This window comes from Aquabacterium sp. (assembly GCF_034003525.1).
Lineage (GTDB): Bacteria > Pseudomonadota > Gammaproteobacteria > Burkholderiales > Burkholderiaceae_C > Aquabacterium.
The window spans coordinates 18442-32612 of record NZ_JAVEYN010000013.1; the positions used below are offsets into that span (position 1 = coordinate 18442).

Here is a 14171-nt window from a genome sequence, read left to right on the forward strand (position 1 = left end):
CAGAGGCCGCATTGTCCTGTGGACAGAGGGCTGAATGCCCGTTTCACGCGGGCGTGCGTTCAGCCTGTGCGGCGATCAGCTTTTCAATGCGTGAGGCGCAAGCCTCTAGGCGCTGCAGGTAGGCATGCAAGGTGCTGCCCGACAGTTTCGGCGGCAGTGCGCCCATGCGAAGCGTGAGAACGACTTTGCCGCAAGCCTGGCGCACCGGCACGGACAATTGCAGCACATCGTATTCCTCATCCGGACTCAACTGTTCGGGCTCGTGCATGTCGAACATCGCCGAGACACAGGACAGGAAGCTGCGCTCCTGCTCAGGTGTACGTTGGGGGTTGGAGTAAACAATGAGCGCCTGCTCCAACTCCGCGGGTGTCAGATTGCCCACCAGGGCGGCTGACCAGCCTCGGGCACGCACGCGTGCGAGTTTGGCCCTCGCCTGCTCATAGGTCTCGGGACTGGCCTTGCCCAGGCGCGAAAGCCAGGCCTCTTCAGACAGCCCATTGGGCTCGCCTACGAACAGCGTGCCCAAAGGCGGTGTCACCGGCACGCGGGCGCCCAATCGGCTGTTCGCGCGGCGTTGAGGCGAATGATCTGCCACGGCCACATAGACCGCATCATGGCCGACAGGGGCAACCAGACTGCACTCAAGTTGAGAGTCGCTCGCCAGCCTTTCAATCTCTTCGCGGGCGATTTCAGCCAGGCGCGCATAGTGCAGCGTTTCACGTTCGCTGCCGATGACCATCGGGCCGGTGGAAAAGCGGCCATAGCCGCGCTGGAAGAACAGCAGCGGCGTCGTGTCGCGCGACCGGTCCATGGCCTGTACGCTGCCGAGCACGATGTGATGGTCGCCGCCATCGACGACGCTGGCGTACTTGCAGTCGATCCATGCCACGACGCCGTCGATGATGGGATTGCCGCCAGGGCTCTTGTGCCAAGGGACCGTGGCAAATTTCTTGTCGCCTGGTGCGGCCAGCGTGCGGCAAATGTGCTCTTGATCGGCCGCCAGGATGTTGACGCAGAAGGTGTCGGAGTCCTCCCGCAGGGTCTGGAAGGTCCGTGAGGTCTTCATCGGCAAGAACGCCACCAGCGGAGGGTCGATTGACACGGAGGTGAAGGTGCCAACCACCATGCCGATCGGCTCACCTTGCTTGTCAATCCCCGTGACGACCGCCACACCGGTGGGGTAGCTGCCCAGCACGGAGCGGAATCGGTCGTTGTCGATGGGGGGGGGCGTTTGTGCCATGTTCAGGTCTCTAGGTGGGCAGTAAGGGTCGAGTGGGCGCTGATGGGACGCTTGGGCTGGGGGATGTGAAACGCACACCCCGAGGCCCAAGCGAATGAACCATCAGATGATCACGCCCTTGGGGGCAGGGATGCCAAACTGCAACCCTGCATAGGCGGCGTAGACCGGGTCCTCGACGTTGCACGCATGGCCCAGGGCGACCGACAGATCGCGCCATTGACGCTGGATCGGGTTGCTCAGACGGCTGGAGTTGCCCCCGGCGTGCTTGAACAACTGAGAAGCGGCAGCGGTCACGCGGTGAACGGAACGCACCTGGTGGACGCGGGCCTTGGCCTGCATCTCCGGCGTGATGTAGCCACCGCGCTTGACGAATTCGTAGGCCTCGGTGACGTCGTTCAGCACCTGCTGCTTGCAGGCATCGATGTCGGCCAGGGCTGCGCCCAGGTCTGCCATCACCCAGGGGTTCTGCGTGGACTTGACGCCCATGCGCGACACACGGTCACGGGTGTAGTCGGCAATGCATCGGACCACGCCTTCGGCAATACCGATGGACGTGGCGGCAATGGCGCCCGGGAAAATCAGTTCAAAGGGCAGCTGATACAGCGGATTGCCAGGACGATGCTTGGTGGCGTACTCGCGTGAAGTCAGGCGGCTGTATTCCAGGACGCGGTAATCCGGCACGAACGCGTTCGTGACACGCACGTCCTTGCTGCCGGTGCCCAGCAGCCCCATCACCTTCCAGGAGTCTTGCAGGATCTCGTAGTCGGCGCGCGGCAAGATGAAGTGGGTCATCTTCGTGAACGAGTCAGCGGGACCGCCTTCTTCTTCTGCCAGACCGGCGAGCACGACCCACTTGCAGTGGTCTGTGCCCGAAGAGAAGGGCCACTGACCATTGAGGATGTAGCCGCCATCCACACGCTTGGCGCGACCGATGAAGGCGTAGGGCGATGCGATCAGGGTGTCTGGATCGTCACCCCAGACTTCCTCCTGGACACGGCGTTCGCACTGGGCAAACTCGAAGGGGTGCACGCCGACCACGCCTGCCACCCAGGCAACGGACGGGGCGCGGCTGGCCAGGCCCATCAGGACTTCGAGGAACTCGCGCGGGTCTGCTTCCTCACCGCCAAAGTCCTTGGGTTGGAGCATGCGCATGACGCCTGCATCAACCAGCAGACGAATGCCTTCGTCGGAGACGCGGCCCAGTTGCTCGGATGGCTCAACTTCTTTGGCAGCCTGTTCAGTGAGGGTTGCAATGTTTTCGAGAGCGGAATGCATGGTTTTTCCTTGGGGAAAAAAGGGGGTTGTTCAAGTCAAGGAGGAGTGATCAGGCCTTGCTGCCTGCGTCACCCAGTTCCAGGAAGTGCGACAGATGCTTGTTCAGGTGGTGGTGACCCCAGGCGCTGGTGCGGTCGTAGTAGCGAGGCACCCAGAGGTCATCCACTTCCAGCCCGCCCCAGCCGTACTCGATGCGGAATTCGGCAGGCGAATGCAGGTAGAACGACGTCATGCGGTCATTGGTGTGTACGCCGAGCGAGCGGGTCATCGGAACCCCGTGTTGTTCACACAGGTCCATCGCGGTGCCGACATCGTCCAGAGAGTTGGCCTCGAACATGATGTGCAGGAACGAGGACTTGCCGCTGGGCGGACGGGCAATCGCCAGTGAATGGTGACGACCGTTGACGTGGTAGAAGTGAGCGTGGATCGGACCGTCCACCACCGTGTCGGACAGATGGAAGCCCAACACATCGCGGTAGAAGCGATCTGACTCGGCGACGTCCGGCACACCCAGCACCACATGGCCGAGCCCTTGGTCGCCGGTGCGGAAGCCGCTCATGGCGCGGCCGGGACGGAATGGGGTGCGTGGACGCAACTGACCCCAGATCAGCTCTTGCCTGAAGCCGGCCGGATCCAGGAACCAGAAGTAGCCGATGACCGCGCGCGAGGCAGCCTGTTCGGTGGTGGCGCGGTGTACCGCAATGCCTTGTGCCTTGACGCGTTCTGCCAGGGCCTCGGCATCTTTCTCACCCGTGGTGGTCCAACCGATGTAGGCCACGTCATTGCGTTCGCCCGGATGTATCGTAAGGCGGCATTCCATTTCGTCAAAGCGAAGGCGGACGGCGCCATCGGCGCCAGGCTGCACCAACTCGCACCCCAGGATCTCGGGGCCAAAGGTCTCCCAGTCCTTGTGGTTCGGAGAGGTCACGCCAAAGTAGGCAAGAGAGGTGATCACGGTGGTTACCTTATAAAAGTGTCAACGTCATTGACGAACATCAATACTAGAATGGTCGTTCATCAATGAGCGCGGGTCAAGCTAGGGTTCGCCCTAGCAAGGGGCCTTGTTGGGTCTGTAAAGGATCGCGCGATGGGGACGCACCTCGTGCTGAGGCGATGGCCCGCGGTGACTTCAGGAACAGGTGGCGAGCGCTCGCTGTGGCGCTGATCGGTCACATGCTGGGACGCCAGGGGGTGGCGTCGGGTCGGCTGACATCACGTCTGTCGCGGGAGGCGTGGTGTCGTGATGGCAGCTTGCAACACCGCTTCAAGCGCGGCGTCGCAAGCTGCGATGGGCCGATCAGTTGCCCTTGATGAACGAGGTCACCGAGCGGTTGAACTCGTCGGAGTGCTCGAGCTGCACCCAGTGACCGCAACGGTTCACGATCAGCACGCGCGAATTCGGAATCTGGCGTGACAGGTGCAATGCGGCCGTGAAGTTCACGGTGCGGTCATCGCGGCCATGGACATGCAAGGTCGGGATCTTGATCTCGGGCAGCTTGGTCTGATCGATGCGAACCATGGGCTTGCCGTGGCCGCTGATCCAGCCTTTGACATGGTCCATGCGGTCGGTGGTGGCCTTCACGCGCTCGGCGACGAACTCGTCGGTGACGTGGCGCGTGTCGAAAGCCATGGTCGCAATGAAGTTGCGCATGGATTCAGGGCCAGGATTGAAGTAAGCCGCTTCCAGTGCCTTGACACCTTCGGTCAGGCCGGCTGCATCGAACAGGCCTGGTGTGCCCGACGAAGAGCCCAGGGTGATCAGATGGCTGACCAGTTCCGGCCGTTCGTAGGCGAGTCGGATGCAGGACGAGCCGCCCATCGAGTTGCCGATGATCGCCACCTTGCCCAGACCCAGGGTCTCGATGAACTCGGCCAGCACGCCGCTGTTGTCGCGTTGGTCGTACATGACCGATTGCGACTGGCCCCAGCCTGGCAGGTCGATGGCAAACACATGGAAGTGTTCAGACAGGTAGGGAATGTTGGGGTGAAAGTTGCTCCAGCCGCAAGCGCCGGGGCCACCACCGTGAACGAGTACCAAGGGCTGACCTTGGCCGGACTCGTGATAGTGGATATCCCAATTCTTGGTCTTGATGCGCTTGCTGGTGTTTTCTTCGGTCAAAACGGCCATGTGAGTTCTCGTGAAGTGTGCGCCAGGGTAAGCAGGGCGCGGATGGAAAAAAGCAGGCAACGATCTGGCCGAACCCGCGCTGATGCACCAGGTCAGGCCAATCGGCGAAGCGATATTAGGCGAACACAGGTTCTAGAGTTAATGATCGTTAACCCTTGAGTGGCGGGCCGCTTGGCCGCTGTGTGGGCCGGGCCATGTGTCAGTGCGCGCGGCGCAATTCCCTCGATTGCCGCCCTGTTGTGTGTCGGCGCCGGGGTGAAATCACCCCGTTCGACTGTGGCGAACACAGGAAAACGATGCCCTCGGAACCTAGGACTTACGCTTAGAGCGAGGAAACTCGGGGGCGTCTGTCAGCGCCCTTCTCGCTGGGAGAAACGAATTTCGGACGCGAGGTATGCCTCTGCGCCATAGCTGACATGACATGTTCCGTGTTGCTGCGGTGTTGCGCCAACGCAAGAATTCAACAACACACCCGGACTCAAGCATCCAAAAATGGGGTGCCGATGCAGGTCATTTCACCGCCGACTTCACAACATGCCGTGTGGCCATGGTGATGGTGGTCAAGGCGAAATGCGTGCACAGTTGGTGATTCACACGCGACTGCGCGGATGTTCAGGTGTCAAGGTTTAACGCAATGACATCATTGCCTGCGCATGACAACAGTACACATTACAGCGAAGGCCGGCTCAGTTGAGGCAAAGTATGAAGCAAGCAGTAGAGAACATTGATCAGGCGACAAAGCGGCGCAGAGCGGTCTTGGCCAGCTACGTAGGGACCACGCTCGAGTATTACGACTTCCTGCTGTACGGCGTAGCCGCTGCGCTGGTCTTTCCTCACCTGTTTTTTGTCAGCATGGATCCGCTGGCTGCGACGCTTTCCGCGTTCGGGACGTTTGCGGTGGGCTACTTCGCACGCCCCTTGGGTGCTGTGGTGTTTGGGCATTACGGCGACAAGATCGGCCGCAAGAACATCCTGGTCACGACCTTGGTTCTCATGGGCACGGCCAGTGTGCTGATTGGTCTGCTGCCCACATACGCCCAGATCGGCATGATGGCCCCCGTCTTGCTCGTCGTGCTGCGCATCTTGCAGGGCTTCGCCATCGGCGGTGAATGGGGTGGGGCCACCCTGATGTCCATGGAGCATGCCAAACCCAAGGGGCGTGGCTTGGCCGTCAGCATCGTGGCCTCCGGTGGACCGACAGGCGCTGTGTTGGGCACCTTGGTGATGACGCCCTTCTCGATGCTGCCGAGTGAGGAGTTCCTGAGCTGGGGCTGGCGTGTGCCGTTCTTGATCAGTGCCTTGTTGATGGTGGTAGGGCTGATGATTCGCGCCAAGGTGAGCGAGTCCCCTGAGTACGAAGCGGCGCGTCAGGCGCGTGTGCAGCAGGCCAAAAAGGCAGGTATGCCCTTGATGACCATCATCCGGCACTGCAAGAAGCAGGTGTTTTCGGGTGTGGTGGGCGGTATTGCGCCCCTGGCATTCTCAACCTTTGCCGCAGCCTTCCTGCTGAGCTATGCCGTGACGGAGGGCCATACGCGCACCACAGCGTTGGTGGCGATGACGATTGCCAACGTGCTGCACATCTTCACCACGGCCCTGTTTGGCGGACTCTCCGATAAGACCGGTCGCCGTCCCATGATGATGGCGGGCGCCGTGGCTGGCATGGTCTTCATCTGGCCGGTGTTCCTGCTTGTCCAGCAAGGCAGCTTCTCTGCACTCCTGCTTGCCTTTGTTCTGGCGCTGCCGATCGTGCAGGGTCTGATGGGAGGCGCCATGGCAACCTGGATCAGCGAGAAGTTCGAAGCGGAAGTGCGTTACAGCGGTGTTGCCGTCACCTTCCAAATTGCCTCGACCTTGGGCGCCGGATTGTCCCCATTGATCGCATCCAGCTTGCTGGCGGCTTCCGGTGGCACCAGGCCTGAATGGGTCGCCCTCTTCTTTGGCGCTGTGTGCGCGGTGAGTCTGGCAGCGTATGTTTTCAGTCGAGAGCAATCCGGCAACGCCGTCGATGTCAGCGCGGACAAGGATGAGCTGAAAAGGGAACCTCACCGTGCCAATGGCCGAGACAAGCATGCTGGCGGTGGCATCACCGAACCCTTGCGGCCACATCGCAAGTCGCAGGCAGTGATTTGACTCTCACCAAAGGTCTTCCACCCTGATAACGCCGGCGAGCTCCAGCGGCTCCAGCGTTCATGCGTGTTCTGGGTTGACCGACGGTATCGATATCAGACCGCGGCATGTCTTGGTGCCGCACTTCAACCTGGCTCTCCACCCCTGAGGCCTGGTGAGTTGCGGCCATCTGAATGACTTTCGAGGCGAAACCAGCCTCGTGGAGCTTGGCGCAATCCGTGATGTGCGCTGGTGTGCCGATTTGTATCGCGATTGACAGTCAATCGTGACCTGATTCATCAGTAAAGGATATCAAGATGATCAAGGCGGATGATTCTCCGTGGAAATATCTGGTGTTGTGGCTGAGGCTGTACTTTGCCTTCCACTATCTGAAGTCGGGTCTTTACTACGTCATATTCGATTTCGTCCCTGATTTTAGTCGCGCGGGTGCCGTGGGTCCTTATTTGAGCGAGATGACGAATATTGGATTTTATCCGCTCGTGAAGTATCTTGAGGTGATTCTGGGAGCCATGCTTCTTTTCAACTTCATGGTGCCCCTGGCGCTGATCGTGATGGCGGGCATCACCTTTCAGATCGCCTATTTGAATTTGGTGGTATCGCCACATCCCCGGCAGAAGTTCACTGGCACGCAGGAGTTGATGCTGAACGGTAGTCTGCTGCTCGCCTACGGTGGGTATTACGTGGATTTCTTGCGTGCCAAGGTGAAACCCTATTCCTTGTGGGAAGGCTTTCACAAGCGCTCGCCATTGACGAAGACCTGAGAAGGTACTAACCGCTCCTGAGAGGTACTCAATGAAAGAAGCTATTGCCGGCAAGCACTATGTGCTGATTGCCGCGGTTGCGATCGTCTGGACATTGGTCGTGGTTGGGTTTTCCACATCCATGGGTGAGAGGCCATTGCGCATGTATGACTGGGGTCCGCCGGCCTTCGCTGGGCTGATCACGCTGATCGTGATGTTCGTAAGTAACAGGCGTCAGAAATAAGGTTCAGGCGCTGAGGTTGATAGGGACAAATTTCGCTTCACAACAGAGGATGACATAAATGACTGGAGACATGGCAAAAATGAAAAAGCACATGGCATTCGCGATCATGGCGTTGACCGGCAGTGCAATGGCGCAGTCGACCAACGGTGTGCAAATTTATGGGATTGCCGACGTGGCGCTGACCCACATCAGCAACACCGGCGGCAATTCGCGGACCGGTTTGGACTCAGGCGGCGCGTCATCATCACGCATCGGCTTGCGTGGGCGCGAGGACCTGGGGGGCGGGCTTCAGGTTGGCTTCACGCTCGAATCCACGGTGGACCTGACCAACGGCTCGGCCGGCAGATCGACCTCCTTCTTCAACCGTGAATCGACGGTCAGCCTGATCAGCAAAGACTGGGGGACCCTCAAGGTGGGCCGTCAGCTGGACTTCCTGAACGTGGACATCGGCGTCCCTGACGCGGCGCCGATCATTCAAGGTGGCCAGGCAGCCGGGTATGCGGGCATCGCTGGCGCACCCGTCGACGTGCACATCGGGGGCTACCAATTCGACAACACGGTCAAGTGGATGAAGACATTTGGTCGCGTGACGACAGGTCTGCTGTATGGCTTCGGAGCAGGGACAGAAACTAAAGGTAAATATGTCCACGGCGCGATGATCAATTACATCGACGGAGGCCTCTCGCTGGGGGCCGGGTACACCAAGGACAACTTCAGTCCCAGCAATGGCCCGTTTGCCCGTGAGGCGTTCGCTGTCAAGGGCATGTACGTCACAGGTCCGTGGATGTTCCTGGCGAACTACTACGTGGGGAAAGATCCAGAGTCGAAAGCGCAGATCAAGCCGATTGAACTGACGGTGGCCTACAACTTCAGCGAGAAGGTTCGTGTCGGTGGCGGTATCGGCGTCGCCCGTGCGACCAACAAAACAGGTGAAAAGGCCACTCTGACCCAGCCCTTCATCGGTGCGAAGTACAACCTCAGCAAGCGTACCCACCTTTACACGATGGCGTCGTTGAACACGACCAGCGACAAGGATGCCGCCCCATCGACTGTGGGCAAACCAGGCGGTGCGCTGTTCGGCACCTCCACCACAGACCAGCAGACCGTCATTCGCGTGGGTATCCACCACCGCTTCTGATTCCGGTGCAGTTTGCACACCTTTCAAGGCTGGGGCGGCGGGTGCCGCCTCGGCTGTGAAGACCTGTAAAGCCGAAGGAGACAATCATGCACAAGAAAACGAGCCAGTTCTTTTCCAAGACCAAGCGCACGCTGCTGATGGTGGGCGCACTGGCACTGGCCAATGTGGCTGGCGCGCAAGTTCAGAACGCACCGATCACGCTGCGGGTCAACACCGTCGGCCTGACCACGGAGGGCGGGCTCTACTTCGCGATCGAGAAGGGCTACTTTGCCGCAGAGGGTATCAAGATTCAGTTGGTGCCGGGTACGACCTCCAATTCCGACACCATCTCCCAACTCGCCTCGGGTGACATGGACATTGGGGTGATGAACCTGGGCGCAGCGTACATCAATGCCCGCTCGCGCAATGTGCCCATCAAGGCGATTGCGCCGATCTATGTGGTCAACGCCGGTGAGAAGACCACCGGCATCGTGATCCGCAAGGACCTGGTCGACAGCGGCCGTTACAAGAGCACGGCGGATCTGAAAGGCTTAAAGCTTGCTGTCTCGGCGCTGGGCAACACCAGCCATTACAGCCTCATGCGCGCAGCCGAGCGCGCCGGCCTCAAGCAATCGGATGTCGAGGTCATCAACATGCCGCTGCCGGACACCTTGGTGGCCATGGGCAACAAGGCCATCGATGGCTCCTTCCTGGTCGAGCCCTTCATCACCGTGGCGAAGCAACGAAAGATTGCAGACCTGAAGATTCCCGAAGTGGAGACCTCTCAGGGCCTGCCCTCCCTGATGTATGCGGCCAGCGGGAATGCCTGGAAGAACAAGGATGCCATGGTGCGCTTCCTGTCGGCCTTGTTGCGCGGTCAGCGGGACTTCCATGATTCGGTGGCCAATGGCACCAATGCGCAGGCCATGTACGAGATTCTGGCCAAGCATGGGCAAATCAAGGACGTGAACCGACTCAAGGAGATCAGCCTGCCGCTGGTATCCGTCAACGGCACGTTCAGCCCCAAGGTCGTGGAGGATCTGCAGGCCTTCCTCGTGAGCCAGAAGATCATCGCCCGTCCGGTGAAAACCAGCGATCTGATCGACCAGGAGTTTCTGAACGCCGCGCTGGCCAAGGTTGGCCGCGCCAAGGAATGAGCGTGTCACAACACGCTGACCTGAAACTCAAGCAAGGACACATTCAATGAAGATGGCATCTCAATCGCCGTGGTACTACGTCATCCACTGGCTCCGGCTCTATTTCGGCGCGCACCTGTTATTTTCCGGTCTCCGTTTTGCCTTCACCGGCTACGTGCCGGAGATTCCTGGGGTGGGTGGCGAATGGGTGCAGGCGAACGCCAACATCTATCTGTACCAGGCCATCAAGTATCTGGAAATTCTCACGGGCGCCATGCTGTTTTTCAACCGCTGGCCACTGTTGGGTCTGATTATTGAAATGCCGGCCACGGTGAATATTTTCTGGCTCAACACGTTCATCGTTGCCACGCCCCGCCAGTTGTTCACTGGTCCGCAGGAGCTGTTCCTGAACGGGGTGCTGCTGTTGGCCTACAGCGGTTGGATGTATGCCGCGCTCAAGCCCAAGCTGGAGCCCCTCTGGACCTGGGACGGCCAGGAAGCCTACAAGCCCAACATCGGTCGCCGCATTGAAGAGCGAACTGGGCCGCAATGACGGTTGTCATGACTGGAGATTGATCAATATGAACAGAAACAAATGGATCGCAGTGGTCATCTGTCTTTTCTTGACGGCAGCGGCTTACATCGGGTCAACCGGACTTTTCTATACGACCTTCAGGCCCATCCGAAATTACGATTTGGTGGCGTTCGCCGGTTCGTGGATTGGTCTGATTTACATGTTGATCCGCGACAAGAGTCGGAAAGACTGACCTGGCTGTAAAACCTTTTCCCTGACAGCCTGTGCCGGCTGGATGTTGTCTCGCATGGATCCTCGGATACCCATGTACTGGATGGCATCCAGCCGACTGCGCTTTTCGGGGCTCACTTTCTTCTCTTGCCCTGTCGCCCACGCGCTCAGGCACACCAAGTTATGGCTTCAAGCGACGCGATTTATCAACTTGCCGACTTTTGTGTTCGCACCCGTTTCGAACAACTCCCCGAGCAGGTCGTGCAGGTCACGAAGATCCAGATACTGGATACGTTGGGCGGCGCCTTGCCGGCGGCGCACCTGGATGGCATTGTCCAATTGCGCCAATGGACGCATGAAAACGGGGGCGCCGAGCATAGTCTGGTCTGGGGATCGAATCTGCGTGCTCCCGTGGAAAATGCGGCGCGCCTGAATGCCGCCATGGCGCATGCGCTGGAATTCGATGACACGTATGAGCGTTCCTTGCTGCATGCGTCGGTTGTGACTGTGGCCACGGCGCTGTCGGTCGCAGATTGGGTGGGGGGCATCAGCGGGCCGCAGCTCATCACGGCCGTGACCATCGGCACGGATATCGCCTGTCGCATGGCGCGGGCGGGCTCCCCGGGCGTGTCACCATTCGTGGTCGGTTGGGACCCTACGCCCATGTATGGCTATCTGTCGGCATCGTTTGTCGCAGGCAAGCTGCTGGGCTTGTCGCGTGAGCAATTGGTGTCTGCTGCCGGGCTGGCCTATCAGCAGATTGCAGGCAACGCGCAGGCGAGCATCCAGGGCACACATGCCAAGAGAATGGGGCCGGGCTATGCAGCGTCTGCGGGCATCATGGCCACCCGCATGGCACAGCATGGTGCGAAAGGCGAGTGTGACGTCCTGGGAGGCGTCAAGGGCCTGTATCAGCAATACCATAGCGGCCGCTATGAGGCAGAAGAACTCCTGGGTGGCCTGGGGGTTTCGTTTGCAGGCCCGGACATCGCCCCCAAACCCTACCCTTCATGCCGCGGCGGGCATTGCGGTATCGATGCCGCCTTGGCACTGCGCCAGATGGTTGGCATGCAGGTGGACGCCATCGACAAGGTCATCGTGCACTGCGCACCAGCAGAGCGGATGTTGTTGGGGATGCCGCTCGATAAGAAGCAGGCACCACGCAACGTCGTGGAGGCGCAATTCAGCTTGCCATGGGTGGTCGCGTCCGCGCTGCTCGATGGCGAGGTGACTTTGGCGCACTTTTCGACGGCGGCCCTGGAAAGGGCTGACCTGCAGGCGCTGGCAAAGCGCATCGAGACGGCGGAGGACAAATCCTTGGTGCGCAACGATGGCGGCCCCGGAGCGGTGCGCGTGGAGGTGTGGATGCGGGGCGAAGACCGGTGCCATGTGAAGCAAGTCAACCTTGCCAAGGGAGACCCGGCGCAGCCCATGACGCCTGCAGAATATCAGGCAAAGTTCCTCGCTTGCGCAGACGCGGCAGGCATGCCCAGAGTGAAGTCGGAAGTCGTCCTGCAACGTATCCTGAAGCTGGAGTCTGAGGCGGATGTGGCGTCTCTGAGTGCGTACCTTGCTGCGGATGCTTGCACCACCGCCATGGCCTCATCGGCCCGTTGAGGCCGCTGGCAGCGCAGCAAGTCGATGTGGCGTCTGCAACACCATGGGCGCGACCTTTTTGACGCAAGTCTGAAAAGTTGCCGTGCCCCCTCAATGCGTGATGCCCATCATCTTGATTTCGTATATGGTTGCGGCCGTACCATTCGCTGGCAGCCAGTTGGGCGTAAACCATGACTAAGACTATTGGCGCCGCAGCGCGCAAGCCTGGAGAGCACAGATCCAGCGCTGCGGTGAGAAAGCGGATTCTGGATGCCGCTTTCAAAATCATCTCGCAATATGGCTACAGTGGCACGACGATGGCCAAGGTGGCGGCGGAGTCCGGACTACCCGTCGGGAGTGCCTATTGGCATTTTGAGAGCAAAGACATGTTGCTCGCGGCAGTGATCGACGCCAGCTTCGAGAAGTGGCAAGTCGAAGCGGCCGAGCGCAACAAGCCCTTGCCCGGCGAGAGCTTCGAAGCGCATGTTGAGCGCATCTTCGGTGGTGCCAGCGTTCGGAAGTTCATCGCTGCGGATTTCTGGCGTCTGGGTGTGATCCTCAGTGTGGAGAAATCTGTCCCTGAACAGCTTGCGCGGCAGCGGTTCATGAAGGTGCGTGAGCGGCAGCGAGACGTGTTGACGCAGTGGGGGGAGCAGACCCTGTCCAAGGAGCTGCTCGAAAAGGATCCCTCCCTTCCGGCTCGGCTCAGCGCCTTCACCCTGGCCTTCCAGGACGGCAATGCCATTGCAGGGGCTTCAGGTGACATCGCTGAGGATTTTCACACCATGCTCGCATCCAGCCTGATCCACCTGGTGCGCCAGGCAGAGGCCCAGCTGCAGAAGAAATCACCTTCCTCCCGCACACGGGCCCGCCAGCGGGTGACAGACGCGCACCCTTGACGGCATCAGCCGTCGATGTTGCCCAGAACGCGCAGCGAGAAGTCGACCGCCTTGATGTCTTTGGTCAGTTTGCCGATGGCGATGCGGTCGATGCCTGTCGCGGCAATGTCCCGCAACTGTGCCATGGTGACCCCGCCCGACACTTCGAGCAGTGCCACACCTTGGGTCATCTCCTGATTGATGCGCACAGCCTCGCGCATCATCTCGACGTTGAAGTTGTCGAGTAGCACGCTGACCGCCCCAGCGTCCAAAGCCTCACGCAACTGCTCGAGCGTTTCCACTTCGACCTGAATCGTGATCTGCTCGCGCAGCGGTGAGGCTTGGGCGGCCACCAGGGCTTGAGCGTTCTTCAGCGCCACGGTCACGCTGCCTGCGGCGGCGATGTGGTTTTCCTTGATGAGGATGCCGTCGTAGAGCGCCAGACGCTGGTTGGCGCCGCCGCCCACGCACACCGCATATTTTTGCGCCAGACGCAGGCCGGGCAGGGTTTTACGGGTGTCGAGCACCTTGCAGCCGCGCGGGTTGGGCGAGGCGCCCTCGATGGCCTGCATGTGGCGGTGGGTGAGGGTGGCCACGGCCGACAAGGTTTGCAGGAAGTTGATGCCGGGGCGCTCGGCCGTCAGCATGGCGCGCGCATCGGCCTCGATCAGGCAGACCTCGGTGTTGGCCGCCATCAAGGCGCCTTCTTCGTAGGCCCACTGGACGCGGGCGCTGGGGTCGAGCTGGAACAGGCAGGCCTCGAACCAATCACGGCCGCACAGCACGGCCTCTTCGCGCACCAGCAAACGGGCTTTCACGCGCTGGTTGGCGGGCACCAGCTGCGCCGTCCAGTCGCACACGCCCACGTCCTCGAACAGGGCGTCGCGCACATTGCGCTCACGGGCTTCTTGCAGGGTTTCGTTGTGGTCAAACATGGGGAGG

14 protein-coding genes are annotated in these 14171 nt (G+C 60.3%); 9 read left to right on the forward strand and 5 right to left on the reverse strand.

Annotated elements, in window-relative coordinates:
• Positions 1-43: 43 nt before the first annotated feature.
• The 4 genes from RBT42_RS09355 to RBT42_RS09370 all read right to left on the reverse strand — a co-directional run bounded on the left by RBT42_RS09355 (position 44) and on the right by RBT42_RS09370 (position 4643).
• The gene (locus RBT42_RS09355) at positions 44-1240 is read right to left on the reverse strand and encodes a flavin reductase (RefSeq protein WP_320364425.1); all 1197 of its coding nucleotides are present in this window, start codon (positions 1238-1240) and stop codon (positions 44-46) included.
• Between the two features lie 102 nt (positions 1241-1342).
• Complete coding sequence (locus RBT42_RS09360) at positions 1343-2515, reverse strand: acyl-CoA dehydrogenase family protein (protein ID WP_320364427.1); 1173 nt, start codon at positions 2513-2515, stop codon at positions 1343-1345.
• Positions 2516-2564: 49 nt separating this feature from the next.
• Positions 2565-3470, reverse strand: coding sequence for a VOC family protein (locus tag RBT42_RS09365; protein WP_320364429.1), 906 nt, complete (start codon positions 3468-3470; stop codon positions 2565-2567).
• A gap of 342 nt (positions 3471-3812) precedes the next feature.
• The gene (locus tag RBT42_RS09370; RefSeq protein WP_320364431.1) at positions 3813-4643 is read right to left on the reverse strand and encodes an alpha/beta hydrolase; all 831 of its coding nucleotides are present in this window, start codon (positions 4641-4643) and stop codon (positions 3813-3815) included.
• Between the two features lie 421 nt (positions 4644-5064).
• Here RBT42_RS09370 and RBT42_RS09375 point away from each other — a divergent pair, with 421 nt between their 5' ends.
• From RBT42_RS09375 to RBT42_RS09415, 9 genes are all read left to right on the forward strand, one after another.
• Entirely contained in the window at positions 5065-5232 is a 168-nt protein-coding gene (locus tag RBT42_RS09375) for a hypothetical protein (protein WP_320364433.1), read from the forward strand.
• A 167-nt stretch (positions 5233-5399) separates the two neighbouring features.
• Positions 5400-6776, forward strand: a complete 1377-nt coding sequence (locus RBT42_RS09380) for an MFS transporter (protein WP_320364435.1) — start codon at positions 5400-5402, stop codon at positions 6774-6776.
• Between the two features lie 293 nt (positions 6777-7069).
• Positions 7070-7534 carry a hypothetical protein gene (locus RBT42_RS09385; protein WP_320364437.1) on the forward strand — a complete coding sequence of 155 codons (465 nt, stop codon included), beginning with the start codon at positions 7070-7072 and terminating at the stop codon, positions 7532-7534.
• A 31-nt stretch (positions 7535-7565) separates the two neighbouring features.
• Positions 7566-7757: a hypothetical protein gene (locus tag RBT42_RS09390; RefSeq protein WP_320364439.1), complete on the forward strand. Its 192-nt coding sequence runs from the start codon at positions 7566-7568 to the stop codon at positions 7755-7757.
• A gap of 70 nt (positions 7758-7827) precedes the next feature.
• Positions 7828-8895 (forward strand): porin, encoded by a 1068-nt coding sequence (locus RBT42_RS09395; RefSeq protein WP_320364441.1) that lies wholly within the window; start codon positions 7828-7830, stop codon positions 8893-8895.
• An 86-nt stretch (positions 8896-8981) separates the two neighbouring features.
• Positions 8982-10031: an ABC transporter substrate-binding protein gene (locus RBT42_RS09400; RefSeq protein ID WP_320364443.1), complete on the forward strand. Its 1050-nt coding sequence runs from the start codon at positions 8982-8984 to the stop codon at positions 10029-10031.
• A 46-nt stretch (positions 10032-10077) separates the two neighbouring features.
• Entirely contained in the window at positions 10078-10563 is a 486-nt protein-coding gene (locus RBT42_RS09405; protein WP_320364446.1) for a hypothetical protein, read from the forward strand.
• Between the two features lie 375 nt (positions 10564-10938).
• Positions 10939-12372, forward strand: a complete 1434-nt coding sequence (locus RBT42_RS09410; protein ID WP_320364448.1) for an MmgE/PrpD family protein — start codon at positions 10939-10941, stop codon at positions 12370-12372.
• Positions 12373-12542: 170 nt separating this feature from the next.
• Positions 12543-13250, forward strand: coding sequence for a TetR/AcrR family transcriptional regulator (locus tag RBT42_RS09415; protein ID WP_320364450.1), 708 nt, complete (start codon positions 12543-12545; stop codon positions 13248-13250).
• A 5-nt stretch (positions 13251-13255) separates the two neighbouring features.
• On the opposite strand, the gene nadC is transcribed toward RBT42_RS09415, so the two are convergent.
• Positions 13256-14164 carry a carboxylating nicotinate-nucleotide diphosphorylase gene (nadC, locus tag RBT42_RS09420; RefSeq protein WP_320364453.1) on the reverse strand — a complete coding sequence of 303 codons (909 nt, stop codon included), beginning with the start codon at positions 14162-14164 and terminating at the stop codon, positions 13256-13258.
• Positions 14165-14171 lie beyond the last annotated feature (7 nt).

What these genes read in the sequence shown, in the direction of transcription:
- RBT42_RS09390 (WP_320364439.1), top strand. Translation starts at nt 7,566, where the DNA reads ATGAAAGAAGCTATTGCCGGCAAGCACTATGTGCTGATTGCCGCGGTT.
- RBT42_RS09405 (WP_320364446.1), top strand. Translation starts at nt 10,078, where the DNA reads ATGAAGATGGCATCTCAATCGCCGTGGTACTACGTCATCCACTGGCTC.
- RBT42_RS09395 (WP_320364441.1), top strand. Translation starts at nt 7,828, where the DNA reads ATGGCAAAAATGAAAAAGCACATGGCATTCGCGATCATGGCGTTGACC.
- RBT42_RS09400 (WP_320364443.1), top strand. Translation starts at nt 8,982, where the DNA reads ATGCACAAGAAAACGAGCCAGTTCTTTTCCAAGACCAAGCGCACGCTG.
- RBT42_RS09385 (WP_320364437.1), top strand. Translation starts at nt 7,070, where the DNA reads ATGATCAAGGCGGATGATTCTCCGTGGAAATATCTGGTGTTGTGGCTG.
- RBT42_RS09415 (WP_320364450.1), top strand. Translation starts at nt 12,543, where the DNA reads ATGACTAAGACTATTGGCGCCGCAGCGCGCAAGCCTGGAGAGCACAGA.
- RBT42_RS09360 (WP_320364427.1), bottom strand. Translation starts at nt 2,515, where the DNA reads ATGCATTCCGCTCTCGAAAACATTGCAACCCTCACTGAACAGGCTGCC.
- RBT42_RS09370 (WP_320364431.1), bottom strand. Translation starts at nt 4,643, where the DNA reads ATGGCCGTTTTGACCGAAGAAAACACCAGCAAGCGCATCAAGACCAAG.
- RBT42_RS09355 (WP_320364425.1), bottom strand. Translation starts at nt 1,240, where the DNA reads ATGGCACAAACGCCCCCCCCCATCGACAACGACCGATTCCGCTCCGTG.
- RBT42_RS09410 (WP_320364448.1), top strand. Translation starts at nt 10,939, where the DNA reads ATGGCTTCAAGCGACGCGATTTATCAACTTGCCGACTTTTGTGTTCGC.
- nadC (WP_320364453.1), bottom strand. Translation starts at nt 14,164, where the DNA reads ATGTTTGACCACAACGAAACCCTGCAAGAAGCCCGTGAGCGCAATGTG.
- RBT42_RS09375 (WP_320364433.1), top strand. Translation starts at nt 5,065, where the DNA reads ATGTTCCGTGTTGCTGCGGTGTTGCGCCAACGCAAGAATTCAACAACA.